This window comes from Dyadobacter sp. CY343, from assembly GCF_021390335.1.
GTDB lineage: Bacteria > Bacteroidota > Bacteroidia > Cytophagales > Spirosomataceae > Dyadobacter.
On sequence record NZ_JAJUXK010000001.1, the window covers coordinates 1,505,931 to 1,527,112 of the forward strand.

General features: G+C 48.1%; 17 protein-coding genes and 1 tRNA gene. 11 read left to right on the plus strand and 7 right to left on the minus strand.

Features of this window, described 5'->3' with window-relative positions; all coding sequences use genetic code 11:
* Window positions 1-85 precede the first annotated feature (85 nt).
* Window positions 86-463 carry a response regulator gene (locus tag LZG94_RS06200; protein ID WP_149638454.1) on the plus strand — a complete coding sequence of 126 codons (378 nt, stop codon included), beginning with the start codon at window positions 86-88 and terminating at the stop codon, window positions 461-463.
* Between the two features lie 6 nt (window positions 464-469).
* Window positions 470-1,234: an MBL fold metallo-hydrolase gene (locus LZG94_RS06205; protein WP_233791046.1), complete on the plus strand. Its 765-nt coding sequence runs from the start codon at window positions 470-472 to the stop codon at window positions 1,232-1,234.
* A gap of 6 nt (window positions 1,235-1,240) precedes the next feature.
* Here LZG94_RS06205 and LZG94_RS06210 read toward each other — a convergent pair whose 3' ends face one another.
* Entirely contained in the window at window positions 1,241-2,479 is a 1,239-nt protein-coding gene (locus tag LZG94_RS06210; protein ID WP_233791047.1) for a DUF819 domain-containing protein, read from the minus strand.
* A gap of 157 nt (window positions 2,480-2,636) precedes the next feature.
* Between LZG94_RS06210 and LZG94_RS06215 the strand changes: the two genes are divergently transcribed.
* Both LZG94_RS06215 and LZG94_RS06220 read left to right on the plus strand, forming a co-directional pair.
* Window positions 2,637-3,128 carry a (2Fe-2S)-binding protein gene (locus LZG94_RS06215; RefSeq protein ID WP_215235287.1) on the plus strand — a complete coding sequence of 164 codons (492 nt, stop codon included), beginning with the start codon at window positions 2,637-2,639 and terminating at the stop codon, window positions 3,126-3,128.
* 39 nt (window positions 3,129-3,167) lie between these two features.
* On the plus strand, window positions 3,168-5,327 hold the full coding sequence (locus LZG94_RS06220; protein ID WP_233791048.1) for a molybdopterin cofactor-binding domain-containing protein: 2,160 nt from the start codon (window positions 3,168-3,170) through the stop codon (window positions 5,325-5,327).
* Window positions 5,328-5,422: 95 nt separating this feature from the next.
* On the opposite strand, the gene LZG94_RS06225 is transcribed toward LZG94_RS06220, so the two are convergent.
* From LZG94_RS06225 to LZG94_RS06235, 3 genes are all read right to left on the minus strand, one after another.
* Window positions 5,423-6,982: a phosphatase PAP2 family protein gene (locus LZG94_RS06225; protein ID WP_233791049.1), complete on the minus strand. Its 1,560-nt coding sequence runs from the start codon at window positions 6,980-6,982 to the stop codon at window positions 5,423-5,425.
* A 20-nt stretch (window positions 6,983-7,002) separates the two neighbouring features.
* A complete protein-coding gene (locus LZG94_RS06230) occupies window positions 7,003-7,929 on the minus strand; it encodes a hypothetical protein (RefSeq protein ID WP_229254763.1) in 927 nt (308 codons plus the stop codon).
* Window positions 7,930-8,021: 92 nt separating this feature from the next.
* Window positions 8,022-8,573 carry a hypothetical protein gene (locus tag LZG94_RS06235; RefSeq protein ID WP_233791050.1) on the minus strand — a complete coding sequence of 184 codons (552 nt, stop codon included), beginning with the start codon at window positions 8,571-8,573 and terminating at the stop codon, window positions 8,022-8,024.
* Window positions 8,574-8,790: 217 nt separating this feature from the next.
* Here LZG94_RS06235 and LZG94_RS06240 point away from each other — a divergent pair, with 217 nt between their 5' ends.
* Entirely contained in the window at window positions 8,791-9,309 is a 519-nt protein-coding gene (locus tag LZG94_RS06240) for a DinB family protein (RefSeq protein WP_233791051.1), read from the plus strand.
* Here the strand turns inward: LZG94_RS06240 and LZG94_RS06245 are convergent.
* Both LZG94_RS06245 and LZG94_RS06250 read right to left on the minus strand, forming a co-directional pair.
* Window positions 9,304-11,322: a thioredoxin domain-containing protein gene (locus LZG94_RS06245; protein WP_233791052.1), complete on the minus strand. Its 2,019-nt coding sequence runs from the start codon at window positions 11,320-11,322 to the stop codon at window positions 9,304-9,306. The two genes, LZG94_RS06240 and LZG94_RS06245, sit on opposite strands and share 6 nt — an antisense overlap.
* A gap of 7 nt (window positions 11,323-11,329) precedes the next feature.
* Entirely contained in the window at window positions 11,330-12,961 is a 1,632-nt protein-coding gene (locus LZG94_RS06250) for a T9SS type A sorting domain-containing protein (protein ID WP_233791053.1), read from the minus strand.
* Between the two features lie 118 nt (window positions 12,962-13,079).
* Here LZG94_RS06250 and LZG94_RS06255 point away from each other — a divergent pair, with 118 nt between their 5' ends.
* From LZG94_RS06255 to LZG94_RS06280, 6 genes are all read left to right on the plus strand, one after another.
* Window positions 13,080-13,535 carry a hypothetical protein gene (locus tag LZG94_RS06255; protein WP_233791054.1) on the plus strand — a complete coding sequence of 152 codons (456 nt, stop codon included), beginning with the start codon at window positions 13,080-13,082 and terminating at the stop codon, window positions 13,533-13,535.
* An 81-nt stretch (window positions 13,536-13,616) separates the two neighbouring features.
* Window positions 13,617-14,930, plus strand: coding sequence for an MFS transporter (locus LZG94_RS06260; RefSeq protein WP_233791055.1), 1,314 nt, complete (start codon window positions 13,617-13,619; stop codon window positions 14,928-14,930).
* A 19-nt stretch (window positions 14,931-14,949) separates the two neighbouring features.
* Window positions 14,950-15,024, plus strand: a tRNA-Val gene (locus tag LZG94_RS06265).
* Between the two features lie 127 nt (window positions 15,025-15,151).
* On the plus strand, window positions 15,152-15,727 hold the full coding sequence (locus tag LZG94_RS06270) for a metal-dependent phosphohydrolase (protein ID WP_233791056.1): 576 nt from the start codon (window positions 15,152-15,154) through the stop codon (window positions 15,725-15,727).
* A gap of 33 nt (window positions 15,728-15,760) precedes the next feature.
* A complete protein-coding gene (locus LZG94_RS06275) occupies window positions 15,761-16,060 on the plus strand; it encodes a hypothetical protein (protein WP_233791057.1) in 300 nt (99 codons plus the stop codon).
* Between the two features lie 84 nt (window positions 16,061-16,144).
* A complete protein-coding gene (locus LZG94_RS06280) occupies window positions 16,145-17,977 on the plus strand; it encodes a glycoside hydrolase family 2 protein (RefSeq protein ID WP_233791058.1) in 1,833 nt (610 codons plus the stop codon).
* Window positions 17,978-18,051: 74 nt separating this feature from the next.
* Here the strand turns inward: LZG94_RS06280 and infB are convergent, their stop codons facing one another.
* On the minus strand, window positions 18,052-21,117 hold the full coding sequence (gene infB, locus LZG94_RS06285) for a translation initiation factor IF-2 (protein WP_233791059.1): 3,066 nt from the start codon (window positions 21,115-21,117) through the stop codon (window positions 18,052-18,054).
* Between the last annotated feature and the right edge of the window lie 65 nt (window positions 21,118-21,182).

The window sequence follows — 21,182 nt, forward strand, 5'->3', positions numbered from 1 at the left end:
TTCGCACAAAACCGGTTTGCGTTGTTGATTGAAATATACCTAAATTGACCTGGCAAATAATTAAAACCAATACCTGACCCATCGTATGTCATACACCAAGCGAGTACTCATTGCCGAAGACAGTTCAGTAATTCAAAATCTGGCAAGGAAAATTCTGGAATTTCAACATTATGAAATTACCTCAGTGAAAAATGGCGAACAAGTATTGCAGCTTCTTGAAAAAGAGGATTTCGATATTATTTTGCTTGATATCAATATGCCTGTGATGGACGGAATGGAATGCGCAAGAAGCATCCGTAAATTGCCTAACGAGAAAAAGGCCAAAACGCCGATCGTAGCGATCACAGGGAATGCTAAAAATTATTCAGAAGAGGATTTTAAAGAGGCAGGATTTGATGATGCGCTGATGAAGCCTTTGAATTTTGACCGCCTGGTTGAAGTGGTGGCGCATTTGACAGAATAAAACCGAATGAGGATCACATTTTTAGGGACCGGCACATCACAGGGGATACCAGTTATAGCCTGTGAATGTGCCGTTTGCCGTTCTAATGACCAGCATAACAAACGTTTACGCGCCTCCGTGTTGATCGAAACACAAGGCCGGACCTTTGTAATTGATACAGGTCCGGATTTTCGACAGCAGATGCTCCGGGCTGATGTAAAGCACCTGGACGCGGCCATATTCACTCACCAGCACAAAGACCACACTGCCGGACTGGACGATATCCGCGCATTCAACCACCGCCAGCAGCAGGATATGCCGCTTTATGGCCGGGCAGAAGTATTGAACCAGATCCGCAACGAATTTTCCTACGCTTTTTCGGAAACTCGCTACCCCGGCGTGCCGCATTTCGAAATGCATGCTATTGAGAACAAGCCATTCGATGTATTGGGGGTCAATGTAATTCCTATTGAAGTAATGCACCACAAGCTGCCCGTTTACGGTTTCAGGATCGGCGACTTTACTTACATTACCGATGCCAATTTTATCTCAGAGAAAGAACAGGAAAAAATAAAGGGTTCGAAGATTTTAGTGTTGGATACTTTACAGAAAGAGCCTCACTTATCTCATTTCACGCTTGCTCAGGCTCTTGAACTGATTGAAAAACTGCAAGTTCCACAAGCATATCTCACGCACATCAGCCATAAGCTGGGCTTGCACGCTGTGATAGAAACCGAACTTCCTGACCATGTAAGACTGGGCTACGACGGGCTGGTTTTAGAAATCGACTAAATAGAATTATAAACCATAACTAACCCACTGCATCAAGAGCGCAGTCAGGTATCCCCCGTAAGTCCCTATTGCATAGCCCAAAATAGCCAGCAATACCCCGACTGGCGCGAGCGATGGGTGAAATGAAGCCGCTACAACCGAAGCCGAAGCCGAGCCGCCCACATTCGCCTGACTGCCGACCGCCAGGAAAAAGAATGGTATCTTCAACCATTTACAAACTGCGATCAATATCACGGCATGAATGCTGATCCAGATCAGCCCGATTGCAAAAAGGCCCGGATTATCTGCAACTGCGCCCAGGTCCATTTGCATTCCGATCGTTGCCACGAGCACGTAAAGAAATACGGTACCCAGCTTCGAAGCCCCGGTATATTCGAGTTTACGCGCCGGAGTTGCCGATAAAATGATCCCGATCAAAGTGGCAATGCTGATTACCCAGAAAAAGTTGGAAGTAAGGCTGTACTTTTCCAGTCCAGGATAATTTTGGGCGAGATAAGGTGTGATCAGCTCGGCCAGCCCGTGCGCCAGGCCGGTTGCGCCGAAACCGACGGCTGCCATTAATATGTAATCTTTCACCAGCGGATTCCGCTCATTGGCCTGGATTTCGCCCGCCATGTGCAATTTAACATCTTCCACCAGCTGGCTGTCTGCGCCCAGCATCTTGTCTATTCTCGCCGCAATACCAGCTCCGTAGATCAACACCGCCATCCAGAGCTCGGCCACTAATACATCAACCGCGACCATCTGGGAGAACAATACGTCACTGGGTCTGAAAACTTCCCGTAGCGCGGTCTGATTCGCGCCTCCGCCGATCCAACTTCCAGCGATCGTCGCCAAACCCCGCCAGACTTCATCCGGACCTTCGCCTGCAACCGTTTGCGGACTGATGCTTCCCACGATCCAAAGCGCCAGCGGCCCGCCGATCATGATCCCGGCCGTACCTACCAGCATGGCGATCAATGCTTTCGGGCCAAGTTTGGCAAGTGACTTCCAGTCCATTCCCACCGTAAAGAACACCAGGCAGGCGGGCAGGAAATATTTGGATACAACCGGATAAAGCTGCGAACCGGGTCCGTCGACGATCCCGAAAGAATTGAGCAGGCCGGGAATAAAATAACAGAGCAACAGCGGTGGGATAATGCCGTAAAAGCGCTTCCAGGATCTTGAATCGAGCGACGCAGTGAAAAATATTGCGCCCAGGATCGCCATTAAAATTCCCAGTACGACAGCGTCGTTTTTAATCATCGTCTCAGGTGGGGTTAAGGTCTTGCGGCAAAAATAGCTTTGTTTTTGAAATATAGCCCAAATGCAGCGGCTATCGAATGCGGGGTGGTTGTTTAACTGCTTTTTTTAGGATAATTTACGTATAGATTGACAGTACCATCTGTTAAAATTATTCACTATGGCGATTTATAACTTATCAGTTAATGAGAAGAAAGTAAAGGTGGACGTTGAGCCCGACATGCCTTTGCTTTGGGTTTTGAGAGATTTTGCAGGGCTAAAAGGAACAAAATTCGGCTGTGGAATGGCGATGTGCGGCGCCTGCACCGTGCATTTAAATGGTCAGCCGGCGCGCTCCTGCCAGACGCCGGTTTCGAGTGTAGGTAAAAGCGACAAGATCACGACGATTGAAGGGATTGGCGACGGGAAAATGCATATCATCCAAAAAGCCTGGATCGAGGAGCAGGTACCGCAATGCGGCTACTGTCAATCGGGACAGATCATGTCGGCCGTGGCGCTTTTGAAGTCCAATCCAAAGCCTACCGATACTGATATTGACGCGGCAATGAGCGGAAACCTTTGTCGCTGTGGCACTTACGACCGGATCCGCAAAGCGATCCACCGCGCCGCCGAAGAAATTAAGGTTTCGGAAAGCGGAATCGGGAAGAGGTAATAGCATCAGAAAGTCGACAGCATATAAGCCCAACAAATCTTGGAAAATATAAAAAACTCACGCCGTAACTTCCTGAAAACCTCCGCAGTTGCCTCCTTTGGGCTTGCATTGGGGATATCGGGATTTACGAAAGATGCCTCGCTGAAAAAGATCAGTGCGGCGATCCTGAAACTTGAAATCAATCCATTTATTATCATTGATACTGCCGGCAATATCACGCTGGTTAACCCGCGCCCCGATATGGGCCAGGGCTCTACGCAGGCGGTACCTTCGCTGCTCGCCGAAGAATTGGAGGTAAGTCTGAACAAAGTTCTGATCGTGCAGAGCGACGGAAACGGCAAATATGGAAGCCAGACTTCCGGGGGCAGCAGCTCTGTGCGCGAACTGTGGCTGCCGATCCGGAAAGCAGGTGCGGCGGCGCGCGAAATGCTGACAACAACTGCGGCGAAGCGATGGAATGTGCCGGTTTCTGAATGCAGGGCCGAGGATGGAAAAATTATTCACACGACTGGAAAATCGCTGACTTACGGCGAGCTGGCCGACGACGCTTCCAAACTAGAAATCCCCAAAGAGCCGAAACTGAAAGAGGCCAAGGATTTTAAGATTATCGGAAAATATAATCGGCGCTTGGATGTGCCGGAAAGGGTGACGGGCCAGGCGGTTTATGGTATTGATGTGGACGTGCCGGGCATGGTTTACGCCAGTATCCTGCATTCGCCTGCAATTCACGGCAAAGTTGTATCTATTGACGATTCGGAAACCAGGAAAGTGAAGGGCGTTTTGCAGGTGATCAAAACAGAGCGCACCATGCCGCACCGCACTTCGGAAGCTGTGGCGGTGGTTGCTACCAATTACTGGGCGGCATTGAAAGGAAAAAAGGCGCTCAAAGTGAAGTGGGATAATGCGGGCTACGAAAAGTCACTGAATACCGCAGACTATTTTGCGGCAACCACCCAGGCTGCGCTAAAACCGGGTATTAACTTCGAAGAAAAGGGAGATTTCTCCGCCAAATTTGCGGCAGCAAAGGAAAAACTGGAAGCCAACTACGAAACGCCATTTCTTGCGCACGCGCCTATTGAGCCTGAAAACGCGATTGCGCACGTGAAGGACGATGGATCGGTTGAAATATGGGCGCCGGTGCAAGGCCCGGACTGGACTTTGCGGGACGTTTGTGGTTACCTGAAAGTCAAGCCAGAGCAGGTCAAGATCAATGTGGCATTGCTGGGCGGCGCTTTCGGCAGGAAAGCTTACCACGATTTCGTTTTAGAAGCCTGTCATATTTCTAAACAGGTTAAGAAGCCCGTGAAAGTAATCTGGTCGAGGGAGGATGATATTTCGCAGGGACCTTACCGCCCGGGGATGCTCAGTCACATGCAGGGTTTTGTGGATAATGGAAAAATTACCGGTTTTCATCACCATACTATTGGCGAATCTATTGCGGGTCAGGTTTTTAAGGGTTTGAAAGAAGATGAAGCTGACTCGTGGATAGGCGGCGAGTTGAGTGTTGAAAACAGCAAATATCAGTTTGATGCTGCGTCAAAAGTGAGCTGGACGAATGTGAAAACCGATATTCCGGTTGTCTGGTGGCGGTCGGTGTACGCGTCCAACTTCGGTTGGGGACAGGAATGTTTTGTAGATGAGCTGGCGCATCTGGCCAAGAAAGATCCCCTAAAAGCGCGTCTGGAAATACTGCCCGACGAACGTTTTCAAAAAGTACTGAATACCCTTGCCGAAAAGGCGAACTGGGACGAAAAACTGCCTGAGGGGAGCGGAAAGGGTATTGCAGTGTTCAAATCCTTTGGAAGCATTTCGGCCTGCTGCATTACTGTTACCAAAAAAGACCAGGGCGTACGCATTGATAAAGTCGTTTCGGTGATCGACTGCGGGTATTATGTCAATCCTGATAATGTAAAAGCGCAGACGGAAGGTAACATCGTAATGGGTTTGACGGCCGCAATCAAAGACGGGATCACATTCACAAACGGTATCTGCGACCAGACGAATTTCCACCAATACAACATTCTGCGCCTGAACGAAACGCCGAAAATGGAGGTGCATATTGTCGATAGCGGCAGTGTTCCCGGCGGAGTAGGTGAGCCGGGTTTGCCGCCTATTGCGCCTGCATTAGGTAATGCAGTATTTGCCGCAACGGGTAGGCGCATTCGAAAACTGCCGTTTGATATCAGTAATCTGGGCTAATTGGTTCTGGTTTGATTTTAAATATAGAAACTTGCAAAAAATAAAAAGTAGCAGCGCCACCCGGCACTGCTACTTTTGTTTAAAACAATATAAAACTATTCAGCTCCGTCCGTTTTCGCTCTTGCAACAGCGAATTCACCTACCTTATGTCCCGTCGACAAGCCGGCTTCGCAATCAAACCGGTAGTGGATCAAACCATAAATGCGGGAAACCGAGGCTTCGTTGGCCATTGCTTCCAGTTTCTGTTTTTCTGATGGGAAAATATGCGTCAGCAATTCTGCGGCAGCACCTGAGAATGTCGAGTGTCCCGAGGTATAGGAAGGGAAATTCGGCAATCCTACTGAGGTTTTCACCTTCCGGTCCATTTGGTTTGGGCGTGGATAATAGTAATAATACTTAGCGTCCCAGCATGCAATTCCGGCATCCTGCAGAGTGGTACCCAGCAGTGCCAGTGTGCGCGCAGTTCTTATTTCGCTGAATTTGTTCTCATGACAAAGGTTGGCAGCGCGGCGGTGCCAATGTCCCGGAGGCGTGTAGCTTCCCACCCCGTCGGACCAGAAGCTGGCGATCCGTGCCTGCTCGCGTGTCTGATTTTTAGCGATAGTAGTCAGCTCATCCATATTTTTCTTAAACTCGGCGCTACCGATCGCAGGAGGCGGTGTCGGGCGGAGTGTTGGTACGGTTTGCGCATCAAAGTTCCATGGCTTTACAAAACCGTAAGTTGGCAGCATGGGCGGGCGGGGAGGGAATTCCTGACTAACCCAGGGCTCTGCAATACCGATTGCTTTCGCATTGGCGATCATCTCTGCGGTTTTAGCCTGATTGTTGGCTGCACCCATTCCGTCGGTTTTGGCTCTTGCCATTATTTTTTCGCCAACTGCTTTTCCCAACGCAGCACCGGCTTCAATATCACTCGCTACATTCATTCCTGCCCACATGCGGCTTTCCTTGTGCTCTTTCAGTTTTTGTTCCAGGTAAGGCACTTCACCCGGGAACATCGCTTTCAGGATTTGAAAAGATGCTTCTGCCACCACCGCATCTTCGGAAGGATAGGAAGGCAGGTCGGTGACCGGCAGCAGTGTCTTGATCTCCCCGTCGTTTTTGGAAGGAGCTTGCCGGTTGTATTTGAACTTGTAATTCCAGGCACTTACTAGCGCATCGTATTGGGCCACGCTCAGGTAAGCGAGCGCGCGGGCTGTATAAGGCGGGTTGGCAAATGGGAATTTAGGATCTGCCAGCGGATTTGCCGGATCTGGCACAGGGTATTTTCCGTCCTGGTTAGATGCAGGTGGTGTATTGTAGCGCGCCGCCAGCTCCCGACCGATCTCATTCCAGCGATATACAGCGCCCGCTCCCCAGAAGTTCACCTTCTCTTTCTGCTGCGGCGTGGCTGCATTCACAACTTCTTTGAGCTTTTTAAGCTCGGTTTTGTAATAATCGGTTGTGATCGCTTCTGGCTGAGCAACATTTATTTCGTTCGAGGATGCCAACACGTATGGTTTCCAGTCACCTGCCTTTTCATCCAGGCTTGACGGATCGTTGATTCCGGCAGTTGGCTCATTTACATTTTTATTACAAGAAAAAAGAGCCAGTGAGAAAATGACAACCAACCCCGGCAGGACGGTTTTGAATGGGTATATATTTAATTTTTTCATTTCAAAAAGAAGAATATCGTTTATTTCTTGTCAGCCTTTGCATAGCGAAACTGATACAGTACGCCCGCTGAAAAGGCAGTAGTTTGTCCCACATTTGAACCCGCCACTACATACGCAGCGCGCGCATTTACACCAATGTTTTTAGGTTGATATTTGGCATACACCCCAACAGTCGTCGATTTCATATTGTTGGTCGGGAATGGCATATCGTTTCTGCGGATGTAATCCCCGCCGTCGCACGCACCAGTTTCTACATAACCCTCAGCCTGAATAGCCCGTTTTAAATATCCCAAGCGCACTGCGCCATCGTAAGCATTAGGTACGCGAACCTGATTTGAACTGTAAAGCTTGTCGTCGGCCTGGTAGGAATCGCGGTCAATCTGGATATTGCTGCGGAAAATGTAGCTGGCATGCGCGGTCAAATAAATACCGCTTTTGTGCCGATAACTTGCCAGAAGCCGCGCAGTAGCAGTTTTGCATTGCATTCCAATTGACATCGGCATAAAATCGGCAACATAATTGGTGATCGGAACAGAGCCGCCTGCGATCGCGTGCAGCGAAAATCCTGACACGTTCACAAACCTGTATTTCAACCAGCCGGAAGCGTCCTGAAATCCGCGCTGCCACATCAGGTTACCTGTGCTCGCCTGCGTCCATACGTAAGGCAGGGCCACGATCAGGTTCAGATTTTTCACAATACCAACCGCGAGCATGGGCATCACACTTTGCGTCGTGTGCGTTCCAATATTGAGATTGCTTCTTTTGAGAGAATTTTCCCAATACTTATCCCAGGAACTATGGTTGTAAGACACAGCCAGACAGGCCGTTTTACTGCCCATATAAATGGCATCGTTTGGCATTTGAGCAAATGCAGAAGAAATGGAGACAGCCAGCGTTGCGCAACAAACAGTAAGCGACCGCCGAACTTTGAGTAAAGTACTGATCATACACAAATTAGATAGAATGAAATACCCCCTTGGATACACAGAACCGGAAACGGCCTGCGTAAGTGGATGGAAAGAATGTTAGAAGCTGGTAATCAGCAGTGCTCGGGCGGCGGGGTATTGAGCTGGCTTGTGCAAGACAAGTAAATGTCAGGATTCAGTGTCTGATATTTTGCGGGAATGGTAAAAACGGGCCGGCAGGCAACTTCGAAGTTGTGGGTTGCGGCAGGAACGTAGCTATTTAAGAGATTACTAAACAGTTTAATTGCTTTACTATAAGGGCTTTGCGGCTGCTCAGCTTTCGTGTCACTTAACATTTCCATCGCTCCTGCCAGCTCTACAAAGCGGTCGCGCGCGCCCTGGTTGGATTCGAGTGTGATGTATAAGGTGTCATTGGAATGCAAAACCTGCACCGGATTGTAAAATTCATTTTCTGTCCGGATCAACCCTTTTATTTCGCCTGAGATTTCAACATCGCCTGAATAGGGTAGGGAAGGGTGGTACATTTTGATCATCTTCTGATCTCCACGTGGGCCTGAAACTGCGGCTACCTGGTAATCCTTTTCAAAGTAAAGCACAGCGAAACTTAGCCCAAACATGTGGTAGAGCAATAAGAGCATCAAGCCGATCGGTGCTATTCTTTTCAATTTCAAGAGGATTTGTATTCAAATGTAAATAAAAAGATGGCATATAAACAAGAAGATTTATAATACAAAAGTGGCTAGCCCTAAATGAGTTGTAAGTCACCTCCGGTGAATAAATATCCAGCCCCGAGCGATTTGTTTGTATAGCCCGAATCCGTATTTTTCGCGCAGCATAATCAGCTACTTACATTTGTATACGCCACATTGATAGGAAACAAAAATGAAAAGATCCAACATTCAACCGATGCCGCCATTTTTTGACAGGTACATTAATATCATCGAAGATATTGACCTTTTCGATGCCTTCGAAAAGCACACGCCTTCGACTGTTTATGTTGAAATCGCGAAACTGGAGGCGATGGGAGACCGGGTATATGCGCCGGGAAAATGGACTATGAAAGACATTTTGCAGCACGTAGTCGATAACGAGCGGATCATGGCCTACCGCGCGCTTCGCTTTTCAAGGGGAGACAAAACGCCGCTGGCAGGTTACGAGGAAGAGCTACTGGCCGCCAATACCCTGGCTGAGACGCGGAGCATTGGCGATCTGATGGAAGAATTTGAGCAAGTTCGCACTGCTACCATTCCTCTTTTCAGGAATATGAGCGAGTCAATGCTTATGAGTGCAGGAACGGCAGATGGAAAGCAGATCACGCCACTCGCACTGGGCTTTGTGATCCTCGGGCATCCCGTTCACCACATGAATGTGATCCGCGAGCGTTACTTTCCGTTATTATGACCCGCCGCCAAGCTGTTCAAGCGCTTTTTCAACTTCTGTAACAGGCAGCTGACAGGCTTTATTGTAACAGATATAGATGGCTGTTTTTGAGTTGATCTCCGTTCGGTGTTGCAAAAGCGGCAACTCGGAAGCCGTTTTCGTTCCCATTACTATTTTATTCGGGACGAAAAAGCGGTCGAAATCTTTGCGGATTGCGTCCGCGTCGTTACCTATGATCGCTATCTCGGCAGTTGGGATTGCCCGGGTGCAATATACTGCCGCCCAGTTACTCACCCACTGCACGTCGGTCAGGATCAGTTTCGACATTTTGGAAAGCATCTGGTCAGCCATTTCAATGTACTCAAACTTATCGAGCATCATTCCCAGGCTGTACAGGTTCTGGGCCATGATTGAATTTGAGCTTGGAATCACGTTATCAAAAAGCTCCTTTTTACGCGCGATCAATGCCTCACCGTAAGTATTGGTAAAATGAAAGAAGTTTTCGGTTTGGTCAAAAAAGTTGGTGATCGTGTATGCGGCGAGCTGATCTGCTTTGATGAGCCAGTTTTCATCGAAACTGATCTGATAAAGCGCGACATACCCTTGAATGACAGCCGCATAATCCTCTAAAAAGCCTGTGACGGATGATTTTCCGTTTTTGTGGCTGTGGAAAAGCTTGTTCTCAACGGTCATCGACGAAGCGATAAATTCTCCAATAGAAAGCGCCAGTTCCCGGATATTTTCATCACCCAGCGCGCGGTAGCATTCAGCTAATCCTTTAATCAACAGTCCGTTCCAAGATGCGAGTATTTTGTCGTCAAGACCGGGGCGGATTTTTTCCTGACGTTTTTCGAAAAGTTTCTTTAATACGTCTTCATATTTCTCCTCAAACTGATCCGTGTATACTCCCGCCGATTTCGCAGCCTGCGCAGGCGTTTCGGTCAGGTGCAAGTGATTGTAGCCGTGTTCCCAGTTTCCTGCTTGGGATATATTGTAAATTTTGGAGAACCACTCAAAGTCCTCACCCAGGATTTCGGTAAGCTCGCTTTGCGTCCAGATGTAATATTTACCTTCAATACCTTCACTGTCAGCATCTAATGCAGAATAAAACCCACCCTCGGGGCTACGCATTTCGCTGGAAAGCCACTTGATCGTCTGCCTGATCCGGTTGGCATACAATGGGTTTCGGGTGAGTGAATAGGCTTCGGCAAAAATTTCCAGTAGCTGCGCATTATCATAGAGCATTTTCTCGAAATGCGGAATAAACCACTCATCATCAACCGAGTAACGCGCCCAGCCGCCGCCAACATGGTCATAAATACCACCGAGTGCAATGCGGTTCAGCGATAATTCAATATGCCGAAGTGCCTCCGGATTTTGACTTACATCATAATAGCGCAGCAGAAACTTGTAAATGGAAGGCATGGGAAACTTCGGCGCCCGGTCCATTCCACCTTTATAGTTATCAAAATTTTTCTGCAAAGTCTCAAACATTCCGTCCAGATTCTCGGCCTCAAATCCACCGGTAGTAGCTGTAAGGCCAAATTTCTCAGACTCTGAAACAACCATATTCTCCACAAAACCCTCTGCCGATTTGGCCAGCTCGTCGTAATGATCGGTAAATGCGGTTTGAATACTTTTAAGTAGCTGCGTCCAGTTTTGAGGCGGCAGGTAAGTAACCCCGTAAAACGGCTTAGCATCCGGCAGCAGGAATACATTCAGCGGCCAGCCGCCACGCACGCCCATTGCTTGCACCGCGTCCATATATACCGCGTCTACATCGGGCCGCTCTTCCCGATCGACTTTAATGCAGACGAAATACGCATTCATCACCGCCGCAATGTCCTCTTTTTCAAAGCATTCCCTTTCCATAACGTGGCACCAGTGGCAAGCCGAATAGCCAATGCTGACCAGGATCGGTTTGCGCTCTTCCTTCGCTTTTTGCAGGGCTAAATCTCCCCATGGGTACCAATCGACGGGGTTATGGGCGTGCTGCAAAAGATATGGGCTGGTTTCCTCGCTGAGTCGGTTCATGATTAACTTACTGGTTTACAACTACTTTTCTTGTAATTGTCTGTTTGAAAGTCTCGAAGCGGGCAAAATACATGCCAGCAGCGAGTCGCGGTAAGGTGAGCGTTTCTCTGGTTTCCCCAGCCTTCGGTTTTAATTTCTTTTGAAATACCACCTGACCCTTTGTATTGGTAAGTGAAAAATTCACATCAGAAACGCCATTTACGCCCGAAAGAACCACATTCAACTCCCGGTTTGCTAAATGCGGAAAAATGTATGCGTCAGAAAGCATCGGCTGGCTTGAATTGACAGAATCGTTGAGGTCGAACTTGCAGAGGAAGACTTCTTTACCGGTGACCGTGATCGTTCGGGACCAACCCTGGTATGAGACGCCGATCGTAGTCTGCTGATTGTCGGCCGCATACGGATTTTGTGCGGCGATCAGGATCTCTTCACCCTTAACCACACCACGCCAGACCGGGTTTTGCTGTTCCATGTGATCCCGCGCCGACTGGGGAATTACGAGCTGGTAGGCGCCTTCAAACATACTCTTGAATTCGGAGAGGCGATATAGTCCGTAAATGAAGTGCTCGTAAGCGCCATAATTTTCCTGGCGATCACCCGGAAAAAACGGATTTTCCCACATCCATAACCCTTTCGCACCTGAAAAAAACGGAAATATCGCAGTCGCCTCAGCCTGGAAATCGGCGATCAGCGGCGTATTCGGATCATAACTGTCGTGAATGCGCATCCAAATAAACGGAATCACGGGCTTGTCGCTCCAAGCTGCATTGGCCTCAATATTAAAGAGCAGATAGGAGAGGTAATCCTTTCCGATCGGGTTATCGTAGCCGTAATAGTAGTAGGGTGAAGGCGATTGAAAATCCAATGCATTATAAAAACTTCCTCCAATCTTGCCCGCATTGTCCTGCGTAAGGTAATGCGTGCGCGCCGGGTTGGTACGCCAGTCCTGCCAGGAATTGGCGGTGATATTCAGCCAGGTATTGCGGACTGGTACGTCGCTGTAACTGGTTATGCTCGCCGTTACGCCTTTGGCCCTCAGTCTGTTGATCGCCTCTGTGTACCACCAGCGCATATCTCTTTTATACGTATTAAGAAAATCGGCATCAGACAAATTTCTGTAATTGGCAGGGATCGCAGCATTGGTTTTCAATGCTAGAATATCACGGTCTTCCCGCTGCATCCGCTCAATATCCAGGCATACAATATCGACATCGGTTACTGTATTTGCGAAATTGTCCCAATAGCTGCGGTAAACGGCGGTATCATTTCCCCACGGACTTCTCAAAACATTATCTGCCCAAGGCTGCTGTCCGCTCGATGTAGCCACTCCGTACCAGAGTACCGCCCGGTTCTGGCGGGGAAGTGAACCGGGCTCCGGGCCGCTGAATGCAGCAATATGACTGAACCCGTGCTTCAATGGGCGGGACTGGGTGTCACCAAAGCGCGGCCCGCTGTATATGATCTTAAAAGGGAGCGAAAATTCAGGAAACTTATCCCATTCAATGCTATTGTTGCCGCTCACCGGATTTAGCACATAACCTGGCTCACAGTCCTGGCCAAGGCAGGTAACCCCGGTAAAGATTGCAAGTAGAATGCCACTGAGAAAACCCTTAAAATTGTTTTTAGTAGATAATATCATAAGATAGGCCCGACAAATTCGTTACTTTTGTAATGTGTGCAATGTTAATTTTCCGTGAAAGCTCAAAGGATTGACCGCCATATCGATGATTGCCTTGAATCTTAAAATAAAGAAGAATATGAAAAAATTACTGCTGCTATCCTGCTTATTTCTGGCGCTTTTTGTGTCAGCTTGTGACAAGGACAAAGATAAGAACGAAACGCCTCAGCCAACAGAGAAGGACAAAATACTGGTCAATTATCCCTGGCGCATGTCCACTGTGACAGACCTTACCGGCAAGGATATTCCAATGAACCAGCTCAATACCCAGACGCAGGCGATCAAGTCCGTGATGGATATTCAGTTCAGACAAAACAATACGACTGTCGCGATCGATCAGAAATCCAAACAGGTTATCAATGGTGGTACCTGGTATCTGATTGAGGACAACAAACTGCTGGACATTGACATTTCAGGATTCAAAGGAAAGTTTGGCGTAGAAGAACTGACCAACAGCAAAATGCGTCTGAAGAGCACCATGCCGGTCAATGGAAAGGATCAGGAAACGATCATGGTTTTTGAGCCGGTAATCTGATTAGATATTAAGGATATAATAATTTGCGAAGGCGGCGGAATTAATCTGCCGCTTTTCTTATTTTGTGTCAAATATTTTTGAATGAAAAAGAATAACCCTTCTATTATCAATGCCTGGTGTATGTACGACTGGGCCAATTCGGTACACGCATTGGTGATCGTATCCAGCATTTTTCCAGTCTATTTCTCGGCCACGGCCCTGGCTGCATCGGGCAGCGGCCAGGTTGATTTTTTCGGGTTTCAAATTAAAAGCTCGGTTCTGTTTTCCTACACGGTTTCAGTCTCATTTCTGATCACTGCATTACTGGTTCCGATATGCACGGCGATAGCGGATTACACCGGAACGAAAAAGCGTTTTATGCAGCTTTTCTGCTATACCGGCGCGCTGAGCTGCATGCTCTTATATTTTTTTACAAAAGAGACATTACTTCCTTCGATATTCCTTTTCGGGTTGAGCTTGATAGGTTGGAGCGGAAGCATTGTTTTCTACGATTCCTACCTGCCGGAAATAGCCACCGAGGACAACTTCGACCGGATCAGTGCGCGGGGGTTTTCAATGGGTTATCTGGGTAGTGTATTGCTGCTGCTTTTTAATTTAAGCATGGTTTTGTTTCCTGATTTTTACGGAATTACGCAAAAGTCGCTGCCGGCGCGGATTTCCTTTTTTACTGTTGGAATATGGTGGGTTTTGTTCGCGCAGATTCCTTTTTACTATTTACCCAAAGGAAATCGCGGCAAACAGCGAAGCGGCAACTGGATATTCAATGGTTTTGCCCAGCTGCGGAAAGTATATACCAGGCTTCGCGAGCAGCCTTACCTGGCTAAGTTTTTAAGCGCCTTTTTTATCTATACCATGGGGCTGCGCACGGTGATGTACGTGGCCACTATTTTTGGAGCGACCGAGCTGCGGCTGCCTTCCCAGAGTTTGATTATCACGGTTTTACTGATCCAGCTGGTCGGTATTGCGGGCTCCTATACTTTCGCGTGGCTATCTGGGCAGATTGGTAATATTTATGCTTTGATGATAGGGGTTTTTATATGGATTGGTATTTGCACCGGCGCTTATTATACGACCGAAGCTATGGAATTTTATGTGATTGCCTGTACGGTTGGTATGGTTATGGGTGGAATTCAGTCGCTTTCCCGCTCGACATTTTCAAAGCTGATTCCCGAAAATGTGACCGATACAGCATCCTATTTCAGTTTTTACGATGTGACTGAAAAGCTCGCGATCGTGGTAGGAACATTTATCTATGGATTTGTAGAGCAGCTAACCGGCAGTATGCGCAACAGTATCCTGGCATTGCTGGTGATCTTCGTGCTGGGGCTGGTGCTTTTATCGAGAATTCCCTCGCGCAAGCTTTACCATTTCGAATTGGAAACGAAGGAAAATTAATTTAATATCGCGCCCTGACAGGATGTTAGCTCAGCTGGTTCAGAGCGCCGCCTTGACAGGGCGGAGGTCAGCGGTTCGAACCCGCTACGTCCTACTAAGAACTCGCTGGTAACATACGGCGAGTTTTTGTTTTTTTATCCCAATACCTATATTCCCAGGTAATTCACTCCACGCTTTCTTCTTTTTAAGTACATTACCTTTCCACCGATAACAAAGGCGCTATGGAACTTACCGACAGACAGTGGCAATTGTTTGATTTTGTGAAGCAAATGCACGGTTCGCAAAAGCGGAAGTATTCGGGCCAGCCATATTATACCCATTTGCTGAGCGTGGCTGACCGGGTCAGTGCGTATCCGCAAACAGGTTGTGAGATCGAGATCGCGCTTTGTCATGATCTGATCGAGGATACCGAATGCTCGCTGGCAACGCTCTCATCGCTGCTGATGAGCCTGGGCTATGATATTGCAGAGGATACGCAGATCCTGGCAGGGGTGGATGATCTTACTGATAAATACACGACTGTCAAATATCCCAAACTGAACAGAAAACAGAGAAAGCAAATGGAAGCGGCCCGGATCATTTTGTCCCGCCCCATTGCGCAAACTGTCAAATACGCTGATATTATAGACAATATCCAATCGATTATTGCCAACGATCCGTCTTTTGCAAAAGTATACCTGGCCGAAATAGACCAGTATATCTGGCGGATCGATAAAGGTAACCCGGCACTTTATGCTGAATGCTGCCGGCTGTTTACTGCTGCTTACGAAAGTTTGCAACGCAAGCGGCACGTCTAAAACGATTTTGATAATCACTTTTAAAACAACAATATGAATTCATCAGAGCAAAGAGACTTTGAGCACATTACCCCCACAGAAGAAGAGGTAAATGAAACAATCCGTCAAATTCAGGCCAGGCTCGCAGACGTAGGATCGGGAAGTAGCGCAGACGAGCCTCTTTCGCAGGGTTACCGGCTGGCATTACAAATTTTAACAGAAAGATCCGAAGATTACACCGACATTCCCTTGGAGGCCAGCTCTGAAAAGGCCAAGGCAATTACTGTTCTGGCTATCAACTATTTGAAAGGAGAAAGCTCACGACAGGTTTTGCTGGATATCTTTTCAGACTGAGCAGCCGCAAATCGCTGGCATAGTTCTTATCCCGGATCAATCTTCATCAGGCTGAAATATTACTGCTCCATTTATTGACACGCAATGCAAAATCACACCAATTACGGCTCGTCCAATAGCAAGGAAGGATCCTTGGATACACAAACTTTTTTAGAAGATCTGCCTCGCGCCGTTCTCAGACCAAACGAATACATTTTGCTGGACGGTGAATGGCAATTTGCGGTTGACCCCGACGATATAGGGGTAACCGAGAATTGGTATGTCCAGCATCACTATGCGCAAACAGCGCATTGGCCCGGGAGTGTAGAGCAGCATCTGGCTGCCACCCAGCGGGAAAATTCTTCCTGGAAAGACAAGATAGTCGTTTGGTATGAGCGCGAATTTGCATTGCCGGAGCCTGCATCCTCTGGGGAAGAAGACGATAGCATGCTGCAATTGACCTTTGGCGCGTGCGGATATGAGACCCAGGTTTGGCTGAATGGGCATTTACTTTCGACGATCGAGGGGGAGGCAGTCCATATGGGGGAGTATACGTCTTTTTCGTATGAACTTGAAATGCTGCAAGCTGTCAACAGGCTGACTGTCAGAGTTGCCAGTAGTATGGACGCAGATACCACTCGTGGAAAGCAGGAATCGCACGTTTACAAGCGAGGCGGGATCTGGTATCAGACTTTTACCGGCGCTGTTCGCAGTATCTGGCTTGAAAAAGTGGAACGAAACCGCCTTCGTTCGCGGGTAGGAGTGGTTAGTATTATTGAAGATAATCTGGTGCGGTTTACGCTCACTACCCGTATTCACGATCCGGGCAAATACAAGATCAGGTTGAAAGTCTTTCAAATTATTGATAAACAAGAAGATAGGCTGGCGGCTGAGGATGAATTTGAACTGACTCTGGAAGCAGGGCAAAAATCGCAGCGGCTTGTGGTGGACCTGCCTGACGCGCAGCTATGGTCGGTAGCTAACCCGAATCTGTACCGCCTGATCGCTCAGCTTATAGACGAGAAAGAGACCATATCTCAGATCGAGACCAAATTTGGTCTTAGAAAATTTGAGGCGAGAGGCAGCCGGATGTATCTTAATAACGAGCCCATTTATCTGGACGGAATTTTGTACCAACCGGGAAATTCCACTTATGACCAGATTAAAAAGCACTTGCTGGCGATGAAGGAATTGGGCTGTAACCTGGTTCGTATCCACATTGCTGGCGTGGACCCGCGCATTTACAAGCTGGCCGATAAGATTGGTATGTTGCTTTGGGTAGAGGTTCCGAGCCCGCACCAGTCCACGATGAAGAGTCGAGAAAATCATCAGGCAGAATTGATGCGCATGCTGACATTGATCGGAACACATCCATCGGTGGTAATATGGAGTCTTTATAATGAAGACTGGGGCGCGCAGGATATTGCGCATAATGTTGAAACCCGCCAGTACATAATTAATATGTACCACTACATGCAGATCGCCTACCCACAATTCTTAGTGGTGGACAATGATGGCTGGCAGCACATTTCCTTTGAGGGGCGGCTCAAATCTGATCTTTTGACGGCACATTTATACACGCCTGACCTGGAAAATTGGAAAAGAATGCTCGATGAGCTGACTTCCGGCAATATGCAAACTGTCGCCGCTTTTCCGCTTGTTGTCGGTGATCCTTACTTTTTTAGAAAGCAAGTGCCGCTGGTTGTAAGTGAGTGGGGCGGTTTTGGCTTCAAAGATTACGGTGGCCCCGCAGACGATGCTGCCCGTGCCACCCAGATCAGTCTATTCAAAGCAGAGCTAAGAAAGCGCGCGATCTCGGGCGACGTTTACACGCAGGCAACCAACATCGAAGATGAAAGAAACGGCCTGATCGACCCTGAAACGGGCGAGTTGAATGTTCCTGCAGGGTTGCTGGCTTCGGGTGGGGGGAATCGTTGATAGAAGATAATTAGGATAAAACATAAAAAAGCCCGCACCATTCGGCGCGGGCTTTCTCTTTATAAAAACTATTATCAAAGCGTTCTCTTCACCTCGCGAAGCTCGAAGCTTTCGATGATGTCGCCGACTTCGATGTCGTTGTAATTTTTGATACTCAGACCGCATTCGTAGCCGTTTCTAACTTCCTGAACGTCGTCTTTGTAGCGTTTCAGTGAGTCGATTTCGCCGGTGTAAAGTACGATACCATCTCTAACCACGCGGATTTTGTTATTGCGTTTCACGTAACCGTCTGTTACATAACATCCTGCAATCGTACCGATCCGGCTGATTTTGAACACCTCACGAATTTCGATATTACCTGTGATAATCTCTTCGATCGTCGGTGCAAGCATACCGGTCATCGCATCCTTAATCTCCTCGATCGCATTATAAATAACCGAGTAGTGACGAATTTCTATTTGATCCTGTTCTGCCATTTTCTTCGCATTCGAAGAAGGACGAACCTGGAATCCAACAATGATCGCGTCAGCTGCGATGGCAAGGTTAACATCCGATTCGGAGATTTGACCTACCGCTTTGTGGATGATATTTACCTGAACCTCATTAGTTGAAAGTTGCAGCAATGAATCCGAAAGTGCTTCCACAGATCCATCCACGTCACCTTTGACAATCAGGTTCAATTCACGGAAACTACCGATCGCCTTACGACGGCCAATTTCTTCCAGCGTAATGTGTTTGCGGGTCCGAATCGATTGCTCTCTCTGGATCTGCTCACGCTTGGTAGCAATATCACGCGCGTCACGCTCATTCTCGAAAACGTTAAAACGGTCACCAGCCTGTGGCGCTCCATTCAAACCAAGTAGCTGTACTGGCATAGATGGTCCGGCGGTTTTAAGCTTTTTACCAAGGTAATCGGTCATCGCTTTCACCTTACCGAAGTGCGCTCCGGCAAGAACCACATCTCCCACTTTCAATGTACCGGTTTCAACAAGGATTGTAGTAACGTATCCGCGTCCTTTATCCAAAGATGCTTCTACTACTGTTCCAATCGCGCGTCGGTTCGGATTTGCTTTCAGCTCTAACAATTCAGCTTCCAGCAATACTTTCTCTAAAAGAAGATCAATACCTAAACCAGATTTGGATGAGATTTCCTGGGTCTGATATTTACCACCCCATTCTTCTACCAAAATGTTCATATTGGCAAGCTCTTCGCGTATCTTCTCGGTGTTGGCACCGGCTTTATCTATTTTACTGAATGCAAATACGATTGGCGCTCCTGCAACTTGTGCGTGGTTAATCGCTTCACGCGTTTGCGGCATGATGCTATCGTCTGCTGCAATTACAATAATGACAACGTCTGTAACCTTTGCACCACGGGCACGCATCGCGGTAAATGCTTCGTGACCCGGTGTATCCAGGAACGTAACCTGCTTACCCGTTTTGGTTTTTACACTATATGCACCAATGTGCTGGGTAATACCACCCGCTTCGCCACTTGCTACGTTTTCCTGACGGATATAATCGAGTAGAGATGTTTTACCGTGGTCAACGTGACCCATTACGGTGACGATTGGTGCACGATCGATCAGACTTTCCTCCGTATCAACTTCTTCTACTACATCGTTTTGAACTTCCTCTTCTGCCGAAATGAATGCGACTTCGAAGCCAAATTCGTCGGCAATGAATGTAATCGCTTCTGCGTCAAGGCGCTGGTTGATCGAAACGAACATACCCATGCTCATACAAACAGAGATAACTTCCTGAACGGTAACGTCCATCAGTGAAGCAAGGTCGTTGGCCGAGACAAACTCGGTAACGCGCAATACTTTTGTTTCCTCTTCACCCAGGCCGTTCGGATCGTTCTGATCGGCGCGATCACGGCGACGTCCGCCTTTCCCGCGGGCCATATTTCTGGTGTTTCCACCGCCCATACGGGCCATGGTTGCCTTGATATTGTCAGAAACTTCTTTATCAGAAACTTCTTCGCGTCTGCCGCCTCTTCTGTTATTGGTACTACCTGCACGGTTACCGGTACTTGGCCTGGCATTAGCCGACTGTGTACCTGATTGCGCGGGTGTAGTTCCGGCAGCAGGAGTACTTGTTCTGTTTCCTGTCGTCGTAGTGCCCTGGGTTCTTCCGGTTGTCGATGCAGCGTCGGTGGTAGTAGTAGCCGGTTTGGTTTCACCTGGTACCGCTGATCCGTCACGGATTCGCTTGCGTTTTCTGCGACGTTTTTTATCAGCCGCAGAGTCGCTGGACGCTACGGGATCTTTTTTCTTAGCTTTATCAGAAGGAAGTTCAATTTTTCCAACAACACGAAGTCCGCGAAGCTGCTCGCCACGTGCTTCTATCAGTTCAGAACCTGCCGGCTCAACTGCCGCCGCAATTTCAGGCTGGGCCGAAGGTGTCTCTGCTTCAACTTGTGTTTCTTTCGGAGCTTCCGGAGCAACAGCAGGTTTTTCAACTTCAACTTCAACTTCTGCTTTCGGTTCAGTGACTGGTTTTGACTCTGCAACCACCGGCTCGACCGGTTTTTCAACTTCCTGAACTTTAACTGGCGCTTCGGGCGCTTTCTCAGCCTCCGGCTTTGGTTCCGGCTCAGCAGGTTCGGGCTTCTCTACCACTTTTGCGACAGGGGCCACTACTTCCGGTTCTTTTGCAACAGGAGGAGCGACCGGTTCAGGCGCCGGAGCTGGTTTTGGCTCTTCTACCGGCGCAGGAGCTTGTGGCTGAACAGAACGTTTCTGATCCAGATCAATTTTGCCTACAACCTTAATACCAGGCAACCTGTTTTCAACCACAGGCTGTGGCGCAGCAGCTTTTTCCTCTTCTACTGCGGGCTTTTCTTCAGGTTTTTGGGCATTACGGAAATACAGGATCCCGTCAACATCACTTTTGACTTTATCCTCTTTTATTTCAACAGGAGCCTCTACCGGCGCAGGTCTCTGAGTAAGTGATGACCGAAGGTCGTCAGACTTGAAATCCTTGGCTAGAAACTCGATTTGATCAGAATTAACTTTGGTATTTGGATTACTTTCCACCTTATACCCCTTGGCAGACAGATGATCCACGATCGTAGTAATTCCCACGTTCAGGATCCGTGCCACTTGGCTAAGGCGCATCATTTTATCTTCTGCCATATTAGCAATTAATAGAAAAAAAGTTTTGCATTATTGCAGTCCCGGTCACTATGGCCGGGCATGCC